The following is a 17,918-nucleotide window of genomic DNA, read 5'->3' as shown; positions in this document are numbered from 1 at the left end:
GAGGGCTTTGTCCCCTCCTTTTCTTTTTTTCGGATCAGCCGCGAAGAATCAAAGTAAGAAAGCCGTCTTCATCAGGATCCGTATCTTCCAAAGTGAATCCTGCTGCTTGAAAGCAGGCTAAACTGATTTGATTGTCTTTTTCGATGCTTGCCGCCCATTCCCGCACGCTGGTAAACCCAGGGTCAGTCAGCAGTTTTTGCAAGATCTGTTTTCCGTACCCTTGAAGCTGGTACAAAGGATTGACGATCAATCCGATATACGCCCGCTCCTCCACAAACTCTATAGAGACCATGCCTCCCGGAAGCTGCCCGTTATATGCCATAAGGACAGTATCGTCTTCATCTTTACTCAATCGTGCATACCACGCGTCTAATGGCAGCATCGCATCCATTCTCCGTCTGATAATATCGTTCTTAAACCAGTGTTCAAGTATTTTCAGCTCACGTACCTTCAATATTTGAAATCTGTCTATTGACACCATCTTCCCGCCCCCGCCTGAACCTTTTCTATTATTTTACAACAAAAAAAACGAAGGGCTTTCCGCCCTCCGTTTCTTATTTCTCAGATAATTTTCCGCCTGAATAAACGGCCTCTTTCAGCTCAATTCCGAGTGATTTGGCCATTTTTTTCAATTTGGATTCTTCCATCGGCGTGACAAGGCTGAGTACGGTTCCTTCTTTACCGGCCCGCCCCGTCCGGCCTGATCTGTGAATGTACCCGTCTTCATTCGGGATGTCCGCGTGAATGACGTACGGAAGATCATCGATATCGAGTCCGCGCGCCGCAATGTCAGTCGCCAGAAGCAGCGGAAATTCTCCCCGTTCAAACGCTGATAATATCTTTGCCCGCTCCATTTTTTTCGCTTCTCCGTGCAGGATGCCGAGATCCACATGGTGATAGGCGAGTTTTTCCGCATAGACGCTTAAATTTCCGATATCTCTGACGAACACGAGCGCCTGCATGCCGTTCAGCCGTGACAGCTTTTGCAATAGCTTCACTTTATCCCGCTGATCGCAGACGAGATATTGATGCGTGACGCGCGCTTTTTCCGCCGTATTCCGCTCCACTTTCAAAACGGCCGGTTCGTGTGCGATGGTATTCAGCACCTGTTCTGTTTCCGGCTGCAGCGTAGCGGAAAAGCTTAAAAGCTGTCGGTCTTTCAGCGTCGTTTTAATGATTTTTTTCATCGTTTCGCGGTGTTCCTGTGTCACGAGCTGATCCGCTTCATCAAGAACGATCGTCTTGACTTCATGCATTTTCAGCTTTTTCGCCTGAATCAATTCGAGCACCCTGCCCGGTGTGCCCGCAATGATATGCGGTTTATTTTTGAGCTTTTCCACCTGCTTTTTCACGTTTGCTCCGCCGATCAAAGACAAAGCGCGAAGATCAGAGCCTTTTTTCCATTCCTGAATCACTTGGAAAATCTGCATCACCAGCTCGCGGGACGGCGCTAAAATGATCACTTGCGGATGTTTCTGTTCCGGGTTGATCCGCTCCAGAACCGGAAGCGTGTACGCCAATGTTTTTCCCGTTCCCGTCGGGGATTCGGCGATGACGTCTTTCCCTTCCATAATCACCTGAGCGGCTTTTTCCTGAATGACGGTCGGCTCCTGAAAACCTGACGCCTCCCAGTTTTCGGCGATAAATGGTTGTGTCTGCTGTAAAAATGGCCATGTTTGGGTCATGTCGTTCTCCTCAATTCTTAAAATCTACTCCATAGTATCTCAAATGCAAGCGCCAAACGCAATTTTCTTTTTCCTTCCAAGCCTTTTAACAAACGGTCTCCTCCTTTATAATCATAAATGAGAAAGACACATGATAAATAAAGCGTGTCTGATAACGATAGAGGTGTAATGATGAGTATTTTATCCGTAAAAGATTTAAGCCACGGCTTTGGTGACCGTGCGCTTTTTAACAATGTATCGTTCCGTCTTTTAAAAGGGGAGCACGTCGGCTTAATCGGAGCAAACGGCGAAGGTAAATCAACGTTTATGAATATTATTACCGGAAAACTTGAGCCTGATGAGGGTAAGGTTGAATGGGCGAAAAACGTGCGTGTCGGCTACCTCGATCAGCATACCGTGCTTGAAAAAGGAAAAACGATCCGCGACGTGCTGAAAGATGCGTTCCATTACTTATTTGCGATGGAAGAGGAAATGAATGAGATTTACAACAAAATGGGCGAAGCGGACCCTGATGAGCTTGAGCAGCTGCTTGAAGATGTCGGTGTCATTCAAGATGCCCTGACAAACAATGATTTCTATGTGATTGACAGCAAAGTTGAAGAAATCGCCCGCGGCCTCGGCCTGCAGGATGTCGGACTTGACCGCGACGTCACTGATTTAAGCGGCGGACAGCGGACGAAAGTGCTGCTCGCCAAACTGCTTTTAGAAAAACCGGAAATTCTTCTGTTGGACGAACCGACCAACTACCTTGATGAGCAGCATATTGAATGGCTGAAACGCTATTTGCAGGAATATGAAAATGCGTTCATCTTAATTTCTCACGACATTCCGTTTTTAAACAGCGTGATCAATTTGATTTATCATGTGGAAAATCAGGAGCTGACTCGTTATGTCGGCGACTACCATCAGTTTATGGAAGTCTACGAAGTGAAAAAGCAGCAGCTCGAAGCCGCCTATAAAAAACAGCAGCAGGAAGTGGCTGAGCTGAAAGATTTCGTCGCCCGCAACAAAGCGCGGGTCAGCACGAGAAATATGGCGATGTCCCGCCAGAAAAAGCTTGATAAGATGGATATGATCGAACTGGCGGCCGAAAAACCGAAACCGGAATTCCATTTCAAGCCTGCGAGAACGTCAGGCAAGCTCATTTTTGAAACGAAGGACTTAGTCATCGGCTACGATACTCCGCTGTCACGCCCGCTCAATCTCAGAATGGAGCGCGGACAGAAAGTCGCCCTGTACGGCGCAAACGGCATCGGGAAGACGACGCTGTTAAAGAGCCTGCTCGGTGAAATCCAGCCGCTGGAAGGCACGGTGGAACGGGGCGAGCATCAATACACGGGCTATTTCGAGCAGGAAGTGAAAGAAACCAATAACAATACGTGCATCGAAGAAGTGTGGAGCGAATTTCCTTCCTTTACCCAGTACGAAATCCGCGCCGCCCTCGCCAAATGCGGCCTGACGACCAAACACATTGAAAGCCGCGTCTCCGTTCTCAGCGGAGGAGAAAAAGCGAAGGTCAGACTGTGCAAGCTGATCAATTCAGAAACAAACCTGCTCGTGCTTGACGAACCGACAAACCACCTGGATGTCGATGCGAAAGAAGAGCTGAAACGCGCGCTGAAAGAATACAAAGGCTCCATTCTGCTGATTTCCCACGAACCCGAGTTCTACATGGATATCGCGACGGAAACATGGAATTGTGAATCTTGGACGACGAAAGTGCTGTAAACACAAAAAGGAACTCCCGCCTGTGCGGAAGTTCCTTTTTTTCTTAATGTCCGGCTTTTATTCCGGCGAGATGTTTGCGTCCCATGAGAAGGACAAGCATGCCGACAAAAACGACGATCCCGCCTACTGTATATGGAGTGCTTGCGGTGAAGTGTTCTGACAGCATCCCCGCAATCCACGGAGCGAGCGCACCGCCGATAAAACGGACTGAGCTGTAGGCTGAAGACGCGATTGAACGTTCAACCGGCGCAGAACCCATCACAGCGGTTGTCATGATCGTATTCACCATACCGAGAACAGCACCGGCGACAACGATACATGTAATGATCAACGTCTGATGGTCAGTCCAGATCCCCATGACGATGAGAATGACCGCAAAGGCGATAAAGAGAACGACGAGCGAACCCACTGTTCTCAGCGCTTTGTGCACGAGCGGCGCCGTAAAGACTGACGTAATTGCCAGCAATAACCCCCAGCCGAAGAAGACATATCCAAGGCCGTGTTCATCTAAATCCAGCACGAACGGAGAATAAGCAAGCAAAATAAAAAATCCAAAGTTGTATAAGAATGCAGATACTGCCATTGTCAAAAGGCCTTTATATTTGAGCGCCTTCATCGCATCAAACACACCGACGCGTTTCGCCGGTTTCGGCAGCTTCGGCAGCATGAGTGAAATCGCGCAAAGCGCTATGAACATAAGGACAGATACTCCGAAGAACGGAGCGCGCCATGAGATGCTGCCAAGCTCTCCGCCGGCAAGCGGCCCGACGGAAATCCCCAAACCGAGCGCAGCCTCATACAGAATAATGGCTTTGGCGCTGCCGCCGACTGATACCCCGACAATGACGGCAAGCGCGGTTGAAATAAAGAGAGCATTCCCAAGCCCCCAGCCGCCGCGATAGCCGACAAGCTGAGCGATTGAACTTGAGCTTCCGCCGAGAGCGGCAAACACGATGATAAAAATAAGTCCGAGAAGCAGCGTCCATTTTGCGCCGATCCGGCTGGAAATCGCGCCGGAGAAAAACATCATAAAACCGGTAACGAGCAAATAACTTGTAAATAACAGAGATACTTCACTAGGTGAAGCATGTAATTGTGCGGCGATCGCCGGAAGAATCGGATCGACAAGACCGATTCCCATAAAGGAAATAACACAGGCAAACGCAACCGCCCAAACGGCTTTCGGCTGGCTGAATAAGCCTGTTTTCTGTTGTGATGATGTATCCATTTGACCAGACCTCCTGTTTCATCCATTAAAAGAAACGCTATATCCATAGCGTTTACAGCAAAATCATTCGATTGATTGAATGGCGCGGTCAGCTTTTTCTTTCATTCCGTTAAGGCGCGTTTTAAAATGCTGAAATGTGCTGATCTTCTCATCAATCATCTCAAGCTGGTGGTTCAAAGCGTGCTGAATCTCTTCCAGCTTTTCTTTCCGTTCCTTCAGATCCAGTGACAACAAGTACCCCTCTTTGTTTAATTCCAGCTGACGGCTCATCTCCATAAACTGCTGAAGCTCCTGAAGGGAAAAACCGAGCACTTCTTTTGTGCTGGTGACTTTTTCGAGCTCCTCCATATCATCTTCAGAGTAAAGCCGGACGCCGCCTTCTGTCCGTTTAGGAGCAGGAATCAAACCAATCTCCTCGTAAAAACGAATGGTTCGTTTTGTCAATCCGCTTCGCTTGGCAACTTGATCAATCTTCATCCATTCCAAGGTGAATCCCCCTCTTGTCGTATCTGTTTCTATTATACACTATTTGAACCTTAACGTAAACGTTAACTTTTTATGCCTGATAAACTTGGTTTGGACAACACGTTTGTCTTTAAAGCGCCGGGAGACATCTGTGTAAGATAAAAAAAGCCGGTATGACCCGCCATCTTTCTCGGGGGCCGTACCGGCTTTTCTTAATTCTCAAGTTCTTCAATCATCAGTGACAATTCGGTCCAGCGCTCCATCGCCGCTTCAAGCTCTTCAGCCGTTTTTGCCTGTTCGGCCATCAGTTCTTGAATCTTTCCGAAATCACTTCCCGCTTCAGCGATTTCCGCTTCCAGACGCAGATGCTTTTCTTCAAGGCCGGCGATTTTGTCTTCGATGCCGTCCCATTCGATCTGATCCTTATATGAAAGCTTTTTGCGCTTTTTCTTCGGCTCTTCCTCCGCCTTTTTCTCTTCGGCCGGCTGTTTTACCGCCGTCTTCTTCGCTTTTGCGTATTCCATGTATTCACTGTACGAACCTTGGAAACGGGAAATGACGCCTTGTCCTTCAAATACGATCAGGCGGTCAATGACGCGGTCAAGGAAATAGCGGTCATGGGATACGGTGATGACGACGCCGGGGAACTGTTCGATATAATCTTCGAGCACGCTTAATGTTTCCGTGTCCAGATCATTGGTCGGCTCATCTAAAAACAGCACATTCGGTTCCTGCATCAGTACATTCAGCAAGTACAGACGGCGCTTTTCCCCGCCCGACAGCTTTCTGATATATGTCTGCTGCATCGGACGCGGGAACAGAAAACGCTCAAGCATTTGTTCCGCGGTGATGACATCGCCTTCCGCCGTTTTGACGATTTCAGCCGTCTCTTTTATATATTCAATGACTTTCATATCACCGTTCATTTCGCTGTGGTCCTGGGTGTAGTAGCCGATCCGGACCGTCTGCCCGATGGTGATATTGCCGCTGTCAGGCTGAATTCTGCCGGCGAGGCTGTTTAAAAGTGTCGTTTTCCCGATTCCGTTCGGCCCGATGATGCCGATTCGTTCCCCCGGGATGACAAGCTCATTAAACTGACTGATCAGCGCTTGGCCGTTATAGGTAATGGCGACGTTATCGGCTTCGATCACTTGTTTTCCGAGACGGTGGGAGCCGATCGCGAAATCGAGTGATCCGGAGACTGCCGGCCCTTTTTGCTCTTTGAGCGCCTCCGCTCTGTCCACTCTCGCTTTTTGTTTCGTCGAGCGCGCTTTCGCCCCTCTTCTGAGCCACGCCAATTCGCGGCGCAGGAGGTTTTGACGTTTTGTTTCTTTCTGCTCCGCCAGCGCTTCCCGTTCGGCCCGTTTTTCCAGGAATACTTCATAGTTTCCTTTATACGTATAAAGGCTGCCTCTCTCAAGCTCGTAAATTCTGTTCGTCACCCTGTTCAGAAAATATCTGTCGTGCGTGACAAGCATAACGGCGCCCGGATATTGCGATAAGTAGCCTTCCAGCCATTCAATCGTTTCATTGTCCAAGTGGTTTGTCGGTTCATCCAAAATGAGCAGGTCAGCCGGCTGGATGACGTTTTTCGCAATCGCGACGCGCTTTCTCTGGCCGCCGGACAGCTCGCTGACATCCTTCATCAGATCGGTGACGCCAAGTTTGGTTAAAACCGTTTTGGCTAACGTATTCGCCTCCCACGCATCATTCGCATCCATTCGGGCCTGCGCATCAAGCAGCTGTTTCTGGCGCTGGTCATTTTCCGGTTCTTCATTCAGCGCCTGAAGCGCTTTTTCGTATTCTCTCATCGTTCTCATGACGGCTGATCCGCCGGAATAAATATGTTCAAGAACGGTTTGTCCGGCCGGAAGATCAGGGTCCTGATGCAAAAACTCAATATGCACGTTTCCTGAGGCCGTAATCTCGCCTTCCTCCGTTGATTCAAGGCCGGCAATGGTTTTCAGAAGCGTAGACTTCCCCGTTCCGTTCGGGCCGATTAAACCGATTCTTTCATTCTCTTCAATATGAAAGGAGATATGGTCGAATAATGTCTTATCTCCGTATGTTTTATAAAGGTTTTCCGCTTTTATGATGCTCATGGTCCCTATCAATCCTCACGTAAGTTCATGTGTTCATTTTAAATCAGGCGCTGGAATAAAACTAGTAAAAGGACAGACAAATTTCTTGGAAGAGATCATTTTGTCCGAAGAATGTTTCCGCCTCTCCTTTTATACACTGGAGGTGAAGAGGTGATGACATGATCAGCGTCAGTTTGTGCGTTATCGTGAAAAATGAAGAGGAAGTGCTTGCGGGCTGTCTTGATTCCGTCAAAGACATTGCGGATGAAATTGTGATTGCTGATACGGGCTCGACCGACCGGACGAAAGAAATCGCGGCCCGTTATACGGATAAGATTTATGATTTTGAATGGATCGATCACTTTGCGGCCGCCCGTAACTTTGTGTTTTCGAAAGCGGAAATGGATTATATTCTGTGGCTGGACGCCGACGATATATTGACGGAAAAGGACCGTGAAAAGCTGATTGAACTGAAGGCGTCGCTTTCAAAAGAGGTGGACGCGGTATCCATGTATTATCACGTCGGCTTTGATGCACGGGGAGAGGTCAGCTTCAGATACCGCCGCAACCGACTCGTCAAGCGTGAAAAAGGGTTCCGCTGGATCGGAGCCGTGCATGAGTATCTTGAAGTATACGGAAACATCATAGAAACCGATATTGCCGTCACACACCGGAAATCCGAGAAAAAGCACTCGCCTCCCTCAGACCGCAACTTGAAGATTTATGAGAAAATGGCGGAAAACAGTGAAACGATGACACCGCGCGATTTGTTTTACTTCGCGAATGAATTAAAGGATCACGGCCAGTATCAGCGCGCCATCACGTATTATCACCATTTTCTTTCCACAAAACAGTGCTGGATCGAAGACGAGATCAGAACGTGCCAATATCTATCCGATTGCTACAGGGCGGTCGGCCATGAAGAGGCCGCCATGACGTCTCTCTTAAAATCATTTCTGATCGATTGTCCGCGGCCGGAGTTCTGCTGCAGGCTCGGCGACTATTTTGCGGAGAAACGGCAATACCGGCAGGGCGTGTTTTGGTATGAGCTCGCCCTATCCGCCAAAAGCAGTGATGCAGGCTTTACCCAGCTCGAATATTCCACCTGGTATCCCCATCTGCAGCTCTGCGTCTGCCACTGGCAGCTCGGCGACAGAGAAAAAGCGAAGATTCATAACGACAAAGCCGCCTCCTATCATCCGTCACATCCGAGTGTCCTGTATAATCAAAACGTGCTCGGCACATAACATCGAAAAAAAGAGCTGCCCCGTATGAAGGGCAGCTCCTTATTGATTACGCTGTCGGAATTCCTCCGCTTACACTGTAAATCTGGGATGTCACATAGCTCGATTCTTCTGAGGCCAAAAAGACATAAATCCCTGCTAGCTCCGCCGGCTGTCCGGCGCGCTTTAATGGAACGGCCGGTGTTTCCTTGCCGAATTTCGGAATGTTTTCACCGGGCTGTCCTCCCGAAATCTGCAGAGGCGTCCAGATCGGCCCCGGCGCTACCGAGTTGACTCTGATTCCTTTATTCGCCAGCTGTTTTCCTAAGCCGACGGTAAAACCGATAATGGCATGTTTCGTCGCGGCATAATCCAACAGCATCGGGCTTGGATTATAACCTTCTACGGACGTTGTCGTGATAATAGACGCGCCTTCCGGCAGATACGGAAGCGCGGCTTTGACGAGCCAATACAGCGAGAATACGTTGACTTCAAATGTTTGATAGATTTGTTCTGTAGTAAGATCGCTGATATCATCCACTGCCTGCTGTTTGCCGGCGACAAGAGCGAGCGTGTCAAGACCGCCAAGCTCTTGATACGCTTTTTCCGCCAATTCTCCGCAAAACGCTTCATCGCTTAAATCTCCCGGCAGCAGAACGGCTTTTCTTCCCTCTTTTTCAATTAACGCTTTCACTTCTTCAGCATCCGGCTGTTCCTCAGGCAGATAGTTAATCGCCACATCCGCCCCTTCCCGGGCATAAGCAATCGCGGCGGCCCGGCCGATACCTGAATCGCCGCCGGTGACGAGGGCTTTTCTTCCCTTCAGCTTGCCGGCTCCTTTATAGCTCGTTTCACCGCAGTCCGGCACAGGCTTCATCTCTTTTTGTAAACCGGGCGGTTCTTGATATTGTTTTGGAAATTCATCATGATCATATTTCGTCAGCGGGTTGTGCAGATTTGCATCAGACATACAAGACTCTCCTTTATCATTGGTGATGTATTCGTATGTGTACCCCTTTAGCATGACGGATCAAACGTGTAAGTGCAGTTTCAGATTGATAAAGGGAAAACAAAAAAGGAGCCCGTAAGCTCCCTTTTTTATGACTCTCCGAGTACGTTTTCAGCCATTTTCGCTAAATGCTGGGCGCTTCCCGAAATTTCCTGCATGGTGGCAGAAATTTGTTCAACCGCCGCCGCTTGGCCGTCCGTGTTCTGGTTGATGGATTCAATTGAGTCCTCCAGCCCTTTCAGCAGGCTGTGGATTTTTTTCGTAATCTGGTCAATTTGGCCGACGTTGTCTTTTGAATGAGTGGCAAGCTTGCGGATCTCGTCCGCCACCACGGAAAAGCCCTTGCCGGATTCTCCTGCTCTCGCGGCTTCAATGGCCGCATTCAAACCGAGCAGATTGCTTTGATCCGAGATGCCCTTGACAGTGACGGAAATGTCGGCGATTTCTCCCGCGCTTTCACTGACTTGTTTCGCCTGAGCGGAAATCCCGGTCATCTGTGCTGAGAAACCGCTGATGGATTCTGAGATATCCGCGATGGCCGAAGCGGTCTGTTCCACGACGGCGGACAGGCTTTCAGCGACATCGTGAAGCTTGGCTGATTTTTCAAGGCTCGTGCCGAGACCGACGCCGCCGATGACTTTTCCGTTTTCATCGTGAAGCGGAATCGCTCTGGCGATCAGCGGAAATCCGAAGAGCTCTTTCGGCACCATGCTTGTCTTCTTCTGATTCATGCGGATCGCGTCTGTAATGATGTCCCCTTTTTGCAGCGGGTCTCCCGGCTTTACGTTAAGAGAAAACGTTTTAGCCGGAATATTCACGATTAATTTTTCTGTATCATAAATTCCGATGGTGATGTCATCTTGGATCAGGCTGTTTAAAAAAGGCGCAACTTTGACAAATGCGTCAAGCAGGCTGTGCGTTTGCTGCTCCGTCTGTATACTCATTTCTTTCACTCCTTCTTAATATGGGAATTGCCGTTTTTCATGCTGAACCGAAATCCATTTCAGCGTGGTGAATTCTTCTAGGCTCCATTCGCCGTTCAGCCTGCCGAGACCTGATTGCTTCTCGCCGCCGAACGCGACGTTCGGTTCATCATTAATGGTCGTATCGTTGACGTGAATCATGCCGGTTTCGATCCGCTTAGCAAACTCAACGCCGCGCTCAACGTTTGCCGTATGCACGGCTCCGCTTAAACCGAACGGTGTCGCGTTTGCGATGCTTACCGCTTCATCCTCCGTTTCAAACGGCATGATGCAGACGGCCGGTCCGAACAGCTCCTCCTTCGCAATGCTCATCTCAGGCTTCACATCTTTTAAAATGACGGGCTCAGCGACCGTTCCGCTGAATCGGCCGGACAGCACCGGAACCGCTCCCTCTTCTATCGCTTTTTCGACAGACCGTCTCAGACCTTCCGCCTGTCTCTCATTGATTAAAGGGCCGATAACCGTATCAGGGTCCATCGGATCGCCGACTTTCAGCGATGACACTTTCGCTTCGTAAAGCTCTGTAAATTTGTCATATACAGATGTGTGAACGAGCACGCGGTTCGCCGACATACAGATCTGGCCTTGATGCGTAAACCGGCTGAATACGGCCGCATTGACGGCGTATTCAAGATCAGCATCCTCTAGCACGATCAGCGCGCTGTTTCCGCCAAGCTCCAACAGCGGTTTTTTAAAGTGTTTGACCGCAAGCTGTCCGATATAGCTGCCCACTCCGGTTGAGCCTGTAAATGAGATTATCCGCGGGACGGGATGCTCAACAAAGCTGTCGCCGATCTCCCCGATATCCGTCACGATAACATTCAGCAGCCCGTCCGGTACGCCGGCCGCTTCAAAAATTTTCGCGATAAGCGTTCCGCCGCAGATCGGTGTTTCTTCATGAGGCTTCAGCACGACGCCGTTCCCCGCGCCGAGTGCCGGCGCAACAGATTTCATCGAAAGGAAAAACGGGAAATTAAACGGGCTGATCACCCCCACGACTCCTGCGGGTATTCTGTACAGCCTGTTTTCTTTTCCGTCAATCGTGGACGGGAGAATTTTCCCTTCCATCCGCACCGGAAATGTTGCGGCTTCTTTTATCATATTTTTGACAAGTCCGATTTCAAACTCAGCCTTCAGCCGTGTTCCGCCAAGCTCCTCCATGATTAAGTAAATAATCGCTTCTTCGTGCTCTTCAATGAAAGAAACGGCTTTTTCCAAAATGGCCCGCTTTTTAAAAGGGTTTACTTTGTCCCATTCTTGTTTCGCAAGAGCCGCGGCGCGATATGCCGCATCCACGTCATCAGACGTCGCTTTTTGGAATGAGGTGATGACTTTTTGAGTATAAGGATTTCTGTTTTCCAATACGTTCCGGCTGCTCCCATCCCTCCATCGGCCGCCGATAAACTGCTTATTTAGTTCTTCATATTGAAACATGTAAAACATCTCCCTTTCACCGAAACTTGAAATTAGTTGATGAGTCATCTTTTGTATCGGTCTTAAGGTGAGAAAATTGAACTATTTCACAATAAAATTCCCGTTCCTTCCGTGCATCGACGCTTTTTAGCTTTGTCCTTTTAAAGTGGAAAATTCTTTAATTGACTGCGAGAAATTTCGACAATATAATACAAACGTCAGTGTATATAATGATAAGAATATTATGAATTTTCAGGAGGACCCATATGTCTTTACTATTTCGGAAAAAGCCGCTGGCCGACTTAAAGGCCCAGAGCAAACAGACCAGCCTGTCCCGCTCGTTAAGCGCTTTTGACTTGGTTTTGCTCGGAATCGGCTGTGTTGTCGGCACGGGGATTTTTGTGATTACCGGGACTGTGGCCGCGACAGGCGCAGGACCGGCTTTGATTCTGTCGTTTGTGCTCGCGGGCCTTGCCTGCGCGCTCGCCGCGTTTTGTTATGCGGAATTTTCTTCATCCATTCCGATTTCAGGCAGCGTATATACGTATTCATATGTCACTCTCGGGGAGTGTCTCGCGTTTTTAATCGGATGGGACTTAATGCTTGAATATGTCATCGCGCTCGCCGCCGTCGCAACCGGCTGGTCATCCTATTTCCAGTCGCTTCTTGCGGGCTTCGGGCTGCATCTTCCGGAGGCGCTGACCGCCGCACCCGGCAGCAAAACGGGTGCCGTGTTCAACCTGCCGGCCGTTATCATTATTTTGGTCATTACCGCGATTGTTTCAAGAGGCGTGAAAGAAAGCACCCGCTTTAACAATGTCATTGTATTGATGAAAATTGCGATCATTCTGCTGTTTATCATCGTCGGTTTCGGCTACGTGAAACCGGAAAACTGGTCGCCGTTTATGCCGTTCGGAATGAAAGGCGTCATCACGAGCGCCGCGACCGTTTTCTTCGCGTATCTCGGATTTGATGCCGTGTCAAACGCGTCGGAAGAAGTGAAAAACCCGCAGAAATCAATGCCGTTCGGAATCATCGGCGCGCTTGCCATCTGCACCGTCCTTTACATTACGGTATCGCTCGTCCTGACGGGAATGCTTTCGTACACCAAGCTGAATGTCGGGGATCCGGTATCTTTCGCGCTCCAATTTGTCGGCCAGAACAAGATAGCAGGCATTATTTCCGTCGGCGCGATTATCGGGATTACAACGGTCATGCTCGCTCTGCTTTACGCTCAGGTGCGCCTGACATTTGCGATGAGCAGAGACGGCCTTTTGCCCCGCATGTTTTCCAAGGTTCACCCGCGTTTTAAAACACCGTTTCAAAACACATGGGTGACGGGGATCGTTGCCGCCGGGATCGCGGGTTTTATTGATCTGGGAACCCTGGCTCATCTCGTCAACATGGGAACCTTGGCGGCCTTTACGGTCATTGCGATCGCCGTCATCGTTTTAAGAAAGAAACATCCGGAGATCAAATCTTCCTTCCGTGTTCCTTTCGTGCCTTTTGTGCCGATCATCAGCGCATGCTTATGCCTGTATCTCGCAAGCAGCCTGCCGGGCGTGACATGGCTCGCCTTTGTCATCTGGATCGCCGCCGGGATCGTCGTTTATATGATGTATTCGAGAAAACACAGTTTGTTAAATAAATAAAAAGGGAGGCTCTTTTTTCTGTTTGAGAAAGAAGAGCCTTTTTTGCACTTGATAATTCATTCACCTTATGAATAATATGGTGTATGCTTCGTTTACATAAAAAGGAGGAGAATCACTTTGGCAATTGCCGCCCCGCTTAAAGAAAAACCTGTCCATCGTCCCGAAACAACCATGTATTCTATTTTGTTCATTATCGGGATCTGTCATCTGCTGAACGATTCACTGCAAGCGGTGATTCCGGCGATGTTTCCGATATTGGAACGTTCCATGAATCTTACATTTACGCAGCTCGGAATTATCGCCTTTACGCTGAATATGGTGTCTTCCGTGATGCAGCCCGTCATCGGCTGGTATACGGATAAACGCCCGATGCCGTATGCCTTGCCGCTCGGACTCACCGCAAGCATGCTCGGCATTTTAGGTCTCGCGTTCGCCCCGTCTTTTCTGACGATTTTATGCTGTGTCTTTTTTATCGGCCTTGGCTCCGCCGTCTTTCATCCTGAAGGATCGCGTGTCGCCTACATGGCCGCCGGCGAAAAGCGCGGCTTGGCGCAATCGATTTACCAAGTCGGAGGGAATACCGGCCAGGCGATGGCGCCCTTGATTACCGCGCTGATTCTCGTTCCGCTCGGTCAATTCGGCTCTGTCTGGTTTACACTTGTCGCCGCAATCGCTGTGCTGTTTCTCATCTATATCGCCAAATGGTATAAAGGCCGCCTTATTCATTTGCGCGCCGTAAGTAAAAAATCACCGGCCTCCGCTGTGCAGACCGTGATTACAAAACCGATTATTCTCGCCCTTATCATGATTATCTTCTTAATTTTCGCGCGCTCCTGGTATGTGAGCGCGATCGGCAACTTTTATACGTTCTATGCGATGAATGCCTATCATGTCAGCATTCAGCAGGCACAGAGCTACATCTTCGTCTTTTTATTTTTCGGAGCTGTCGGAACGTTTCTCGGCGGGCCGCTTGCAGACCGTTTCGGAAAGCGGAACGTCATCTTCGTTTCGATGATAGCATCGGCTCCCTTGACGATTTTCCTTCCGTTTGCGGGGCCTGTCATCGCCTATGGCGTACTGGCGCTGATCGGTGTTGTTCTGATGTCCAGCTTCTCCGTGACTGTTGTCTACGCGCAGGAGCTTGTTCCAGGCAAAATCGGAACGATGTCAGGGCTTACGGTCGGGCTCGCCTTCGGAATGGGCGCGATCGGAGCCGTTGCGCTCGGAGCTCTTATTGATTCAGCGGGATTGACGCCGACCATGACAGCCGTCGCCTTTCTGCCCGTTTTAGGTCTGCTCGCCTTTGTCCTGCCGAGCGACAAAACATTAAAAGAATGGCATTCATAAAAACAATCCCTGCCGAAAAGGCAGGGATTTTATGTTTCAACCGTATAAAAATGAGTGTCAGGAACCGCATACTTCGGAATAAACCCGTCTCTGAAATCAGGAAACGCTTTTTGAATTTCATCAATCCATTTTTTTACGTTTTTGATGTACGGCACGTAAATCATATTGACTGTCGCCTCGTCATCAATGTGATAGTACCAGCACAGATTGAATTCGTTCTCCGTGACGAGCGTAAAGCCTGAAAAATGATAAAAAATCAGCGGGGTGTCATTGACATATACAGCCCCGCCGCGCAGGCTGACGTCATATTGCTCAATATTCCACAGCGCCGCATTCGCGCCGATCGACTCCGTGACATGAACGTCTTCAAACTGCGCGGGCCACTTTTCAACATACCTTTGGTCACCGTATGTCTTTTTTTCTTCATTCATCTCCACCGTACAATAGGAGATGCAATCCTGTCTCCACTGCCAGACCGCCCGATACGCTTCCCCGGTATTCCGCGCGCCGACAAACCCGGTGTTGTACTGCCCCGTCAGCTTGTAATAAGACGCAAACCGTTCTGAATTGCGGTGATCCGTCAGAAAAAGGGAAGCATCCGGCTTTTCCGCAAACAACTCGCCCGCATCTGAGAAGAAAAAGAGATCGGTGTCCAAGTGGGCAAAATATTCGGCTCCATCATACTCCGTCATCACATGGAACAGAAATGCCGGTTTCAGCGTCCAGCAATATTCATGAAACGTCCGTCCGCCCTTTGCTTCAAGCAGCTCCGGGTCCTCCATTTCATGGAGCTGAACCGCCGTGACATGTTCCCACGGCACCTGCTGAAGCAGTTCGTACGCTTTCTGGTCGACACACAGCACATACAGATGAAAATCCCGGCAATGCTCATGGAGAGAATGAATCATCGGCATCAGTTTAAAGATATGCGTTCTGGAAACAATGGTTGAAAAATGATATTTACTCACCATATCACATCCAATTTATTTAAGATCCACATGCAGTAAATCAGCAGCCAGCGCTTTGAACGCCCTTGCAAAGTGCGTGACGCCCAGCTTTTTTTCCGCTTTTGCCAAAAGCTTTCCGACCTCCGGCAGATTGAAGCTGTTCGCCGTGATCCGCGGGCTTTTCGTCTTCCAGTCCGGGTCGAGGTTGCGGTCTTTAACCGCGTGCAGCAGCTCGAGAAAAATGTGCAGCAGGCTTTCATATTTCTCATAATCAAGCAGCACTTCGATGTCTGCCATCATGCTGTTGGTTAACTCCGCGTCAAACGGGCCGTTAAACGCGAGGTGCACGTCAAGCGAACGAATGTCATTGTACTTGTCGCACATGTACGCGATATTCGCCCTGATATCATCAACGGAAGCGCAGTTGCTCGGATGCTCCTGATGGACGCTCATGATATCGCGCCGCAGCTGAAATCTCATTCCCGACTGATGAAGCCTGATGCCGAGATCATAATCTTCAAAGCCGTATCTGACAATGCCTTCATCAAACAGCCCGAGATCTGCCACGTGCTGTCTCTTGACTGACGAATTGTTCGTAATGAAAAAACGCCACGGCAGACGGTAGCCTTTCAAATCATCTCCGTATTTTTCCAAAATGCTTTTCAGCACACGGATAAAGTCGGTATCTAAATCAAAGCATTGGTCAAGAAAACTTCCGTCTCTGATGTCACTTTCATCAAGGAGCGGCTCTTTATCGCCCGGCAGCTCTTCATACAGTTCGGCGAGTTTCTCTTTATGCTCTTTTTCAAAACGGTCATAATAAAAGCTGTAAATCCGCTTCCAGAACATACCGCATACGACTAAATCGTCCCGGTTCTCATGAGCCTTGATATGCTTCGCCACCAAATCCTTTTCGGCAAGCATGTCGCTGTCATGGAAGATCAAAATATCGCCTCTGGCATTGCGGACCGCCTGATTCCGTCCGTAAGCGATCCCTCTGTTTTCTTTAATTCTCACAAAAATCAGCGGAAAATTCGCGCTGAATGATTCAAGCATGGATAAGGTTCCGTCTTCCGAACCGTTGTCAGCCACAATCACTTCGAACGGCTCTGTGCATTCCTGTTCATTCAGGGACAGCAGGCTGTTATAAAGCCGCTCCTTGGAATTATATGCGGGAACAATGACGCTTGCCTTCACTTTTCGTTCACTTCCTGTATATGATCATTTATTTGTTATCATCCTCAGATGCAAAGCCGCTGAACTCCGGGCAGACGGCGCTGACCGTCCCGATCACCCGCTTCAGAATGTCCTGATAAAGCTGATGGACAAACGGCAGGTCGGTCCGGTCCGTCTCATGAATCTGCCGAATGTCGCCGGCTGTAACGATCCGGTATCCGCTGAAATGATAGAAAATCAGCGGACTTCCGTCTTCGAGCACAAGACGCCCGTCCTTCCATGAAAACGTGTGGCGGCCGTAATTCCAATGGCCGATATTCACGCCGGGCGTGGTGATGTCACACACATTCGGGAACAGGCCGGACATGTAATCCAAGTAGCCTTGATCTCCGAATTTTCCTTCGCCCGGCGCATTTTTGCATTCTTCCAGGCAGCGTTCTTTCCACCATCTGAGACAATCTGTACCGGCACTGTCGGTTTTGAAGCTGAGAAAACCGGAATTATACCGGCCTAAAAGACGCTGCAGCATGTCGATTTCCTGTTTTCCAAATGAGGGAATGACGATATCGCCCCGTGACAGAAGCACCGAACAATCCGGCTGATTGTCAAAAATCGCGCGCGGATCAGCGAAGAAAAACAAATCGGCATCAATGTACGTGACACGCTCTAATTCCGGATGTCCGTCCAGCACGAATTCGAGAAATACCGGCTTCACCGTCCAGCAGTATTCGCTCTGATCCCTCGTCCGCTTCAGTTCAAGGAGCTCCTCATTTTCCAGTGCGGACACCTGAATCAAGGTGACATTATCCTGCCGCATTGCCTGAAGCACGTCATAGGTGTCTTGGTCCATACACAAAGTAAAAATGGGGGCGTCCGCCTGAACCGCTTTCAATGAGCCGAACAAAGCGATAGCCTGATACAGCCTTCCTTTTGATAAAACTGTGCAATATGCGCTTGTCACGTCTTTCTCTCACCTCTGTT

At 49.3% G+C, this 17,918-nt stretch carries 15 protein-coding genes; 4 read left to right on the top strand and 11 right to left on the bottom strand.

Translation table 11 applies throughout. The features are described 5' to 3' along the window. Nucleotides 1-34 precede the first annotated feature (34 nt). Together NYE42_RS03750 and NYE42_RS03745 are read right to left on the bottom strand one after the other, a co-directional pair. The gene (locus tag NYE42_RS03750) at nucleotides 35-481 is read right to left on the bottom strand and encodes a GNAT family N-acetyltransferase (protein WP_152187260.1); all 447 of its coding nucleotides are present in this window, start codon (nucleotides 479-481) and stop codon (nucleotides 35-37) included. Nucleotides 482-554: 73 nt separating this feature from the next. Further along, nucleotides 555-1,685 carry a DEAD/DEAH box helicase gene (locus NYE42_RS03745; RefSeq protein ID WP_352426765.1) on the bottom strand — a complete coding sequence of 377 codons (1,131 nt, stop codon included), beginning with the start codon at nucleotides 1,683-1,685 and terminating at the stop codon, nucleotides 555-557. Between the two features lie 171 nt (nucleotides 1,686-1,856). Here NYE42_RS03745 and NYE42_RS03740 point away from each other — a divergent pair, with 171 nt between their 5' ends. Beyond that, nucleotides 1,857-3,413, top strand: coding sequence for an ABC-F family ATP-binding cassette domain-containing protein (locus NYE42_RS03740; RefSeq protein ID WP_012117051.1), 1,557 nt, complete (start codon nucleotides 1,857-1,859; stop codon nucleotides 3,411-3,413). A 43-nt stretch (nucleotides 3,414-3,456) separates the two neighbouring features. Here NYE42_RS03740 and NYE42_RS03735 read toward each other — a convergent pair whose 3' ends face one another. The 3 genes from NYE42_RS03735 to NYE42_RS03725 all read right to left on the bottom strand — a co-directional run bounded on the left by NYE42_RS03735 (nucleotide 3,457) and on the right by NYE42_RS03725 (nucleotide 7,208). Beyond that, entirely contained in the window at nucleotides 3,457-4,641 is a 1,185-nt protein-coding gene (locus NYE42_RS03735; protein WP_144464601.1) for an MFS transporter, read from the bottom strand. Between the two features lie 63 nt (nucleotides 4,642-4,704). Continuing rightward, the gene (locus NYE42_RS03730; RefSeq protein WP_039252362.1) at nucleotides 4,705-5,127 is read right to left on the bottom strand and encodes a MerR family transcriptional regulator; all 423 of its coding nucleotides are present in this window, start codon (nucleotides 5,125-5,127) and stop codon (nucleotides 4,705-4,707) included. Nucleotides 5,128-5,318: 191 nt separating this feature from the next. After that, the gene (locus NYE42_RS03725; RefSeq protein ID WP_335404220.1) at nucleotides 5,319-7,208 is read right to left on the bottom strand and encodes an ABC-F family ATP-binding cassette domain-containing protein; all 1,890 of its coding nucleotides are present in this window, start codon (nucleotides 7,206-7,208) and stop codon (nucleotides 5,319-5,321) included. A gap of 158 nt (nucleotides 7,209-7,366) precedes the next feature. On the opposite strand from NYE42_RS03725, the gene NYE42_RS03720 reads away from it, so the two are divergent. Continuing rightward, a complete protein-coding gene (locus NYE42_RS03720; protein WP_007609987.1) occupies nucleotides 7,367-8,434 on the top strand; it encodes a glycosyltransferase family 2 protein in 1,068 nt (355 codons plus the stop codon). Nucleotides 8,435-8,480: 46 nt separating this feature from the next. Here the strand turns inward: NYE42_RS03720 and NYE42_RS03715 are convergent, their stop codons facing one another. The 3 genes from NYE42_RS03715 to NYE42_RS03705 all read right to left on the bottom strand — a co-directional run bounded on the left by NYE42_RS03715 (nucleotide 8,481) and on the right by NYE42_RS03705 (nucleotide 11,836). Continuing rightward, a complete protein-coding gene (locus NYE42_RS03715) occupies nucleotides 8,481-9,380 on the bottom strand; it encodes an SDR family oxidoreductase (protein WP_007609985.1) in 900 nt (299 codons plus the stop codon). Nucleotides 9,381-9,508: 128 nt separating this feature from the next. Next, entirely contained in the window at nucleotides 9,509-10,363 is an 855-nt protein-coding gene (locus NYE42_RS03710) for a methyl-accepting chemotaxis protein (RefSeq protein ID WP_003155664.1), read from the bottom strand. 15 nt (nucleotides 10,364-10,378) lie between these two features. Next, nucleotides 10,379-11,836 carry an aldehyde dehydrogenase family protein gene (locus tag NYE42_RS03705; RefSeq protein ID WP_007408954.1) on the bottom strand — a complete coding sequence of 486 codons (1,458 nt, stop codon included), beginning with the start codon at nucleotides 11,834-11,836 and terminating at the stop codon, nucleotides 10,379-10,381. A 245-nt stretch (nucleotides 11,837-12,081) separates the two neighbouring features. On the opposite strand from NYE42_RS03705, the gene NYE42_RS03700 reads away from it, so the two are divergent. Both NYE42_RS03700 and NYE42_RS03695 read left to right on the top strand, forming a co-directional pair. Then, on the top strand, nucleotides 12,082-13,467 hold the full coding sequence (locus NYE42_RS03700; RefSeq protein WP_042634952.1) for an amino acid permease: 1,386 nt from the start codon (nucleotides 12,082-12,084) through the stop codon (nucleotides 13,465-13,467). A gap of 117 nt (nucleotides 13,468-13,584) precedes the next feature. After that, nucleotides 13,585-14,814, top strand: a complete 1,230-nt coding sequence (locus NYE42_RS03695) for an MFS transporter (protein WP_094032616.1) — start codon at nucleotides 13,585-13,587, stop codon at nucleotides 14,812-14,814. Between the two features lie 29 nt (nucleotides 14,815-14,843). Here the strand turns inward: NYE42_RS03695 and NYE42_RS03690 are convergent, their stop codons facing one another. From NYE42_RS03690 to NYE42_RS03680, 3 genes are read right to left on the bottom strand one after another with little or no spacing between them, the layout of a single operon-like run. Then, the gene (locus NYE42_RS03690) at nucleotides 14,844-15,782 is read right to left on the bottom strand and encodes a putative nucleotide-diphospho-sugar transferase (protein WP_032871781.1); all 939 of its coding nucleotides are present in this window, start codon (nucleotides 15,780-15,782) and stop codon (nucleotides 14,844-14,846) included. A 15-nt stretch (nucleotides 15,783-15,797) separates the two neighbouring features. Continuing rightward, a complete protein-coding gene (locus NYE42_RS03685) occupies nucleotides 15,798-16,958 on the bottom strand; it encodes a glycosyltransferase (protein WP_020955479.1) in 1,161 nt (386 codons plus the stop codon). A gap of 28 nt (nucleotides 16,959-16,986) precedes the next feature. After that, the gene (locus NYE42_RS03680; RefSeq protein ID WP_007408949.1) at nucleotides 16,987-17,898 is read right to left on the bottom strand and encodes a putative nucleotide-diphospho-sugar transferase; all 912 of its coding nucleotides are present in this window, start codon (nucleotides 17,896-17,898) and stop codon (nucleotides 16,987-16,989) included. Nucleotides 17,899-17,918: the final 20 nt, after the last annotated feature.

The organism is Bacillus sp. FSL K6-2865 (assembly GCF_040311405.1).
Lineage (GTDB): Bacteria > Bacillota > Bacilli > Bacillales > Bacillaceae > Bacillus > Bacillus velezensis.
Note: the sequence above shows the minus strand (reverse complement) of the source record. Positions and strands in the feature narration are given on the sequence as shown.

Coding starts and splice junctions, on each gene's coding strand:
- NYE42_RS03705 (WP_007408954.1), bottom strand. CDS start 11,836: ATGTTTCAATATGAAGAACTAAATAAGCAGTTTATCGGCGGCCGATGG.
- NYE42_RS03720 (WP_007609987.1), top strand. CDS start 7,367: ATGATCAGCGTCAGTTTGTGCGTTATCGTGAAAAATGAAGAGGAAGTG.
- NYE42_RS03740 (WP_012117051.1), top strand. CDS start 1,857: ATGAGTATTTTATCCGTAAAAGATTTAAGCCACGGCTTTGGTGACCGT.
- NYE42_RS03735 (WP_144464601.1), bottom strand. CDS start 4,641: ATGGATACATCATCACAACAGAAAACAGGCTTATTCAGCCAGCCGAAA.
- NYE42_RS03750 (WP_152187260.1), bottom strand. CDS start 481: ATGGTGTCAATAGACAGATTTCAAATATTGAAGGTACGTGAGCTGAAA.
- NYE42_RS03710 (WP_003155664.1), bottom strand. CDS start 10,363: ATGAGTATACAGACGGAGCAGCAAACGCACAGCCTGCTTGACGCATTT.
- NYE42_RS03700 (WP_042634952.1), top strand. CDS start 12,082: ATGTCTTTACTATTTCGGAAAAAGCCGCTGGCCGACTTAAAGGCCCAG.
- NYE42_RS03715 (WP_007609985.1), bottom strand. CDS start 9,380: ATGTCTGATGCAAATCTGCACAACCCGCTGACGAAATATGATCATGAT.
- NYE42_RS03725 (WP_335404220.1), bottom strand. CDS start 7,208: ATGAGCATCATAAAAGCGGAAAACCTTTATAAAACATACGGAGATAAG.
- NYE42_RS03745 (WP_352426765.1), bottom strand. CDS start 1,685: ATGACCCAAACATGGCCATTTTTACAGCAGACACAACCATTTATCGCC.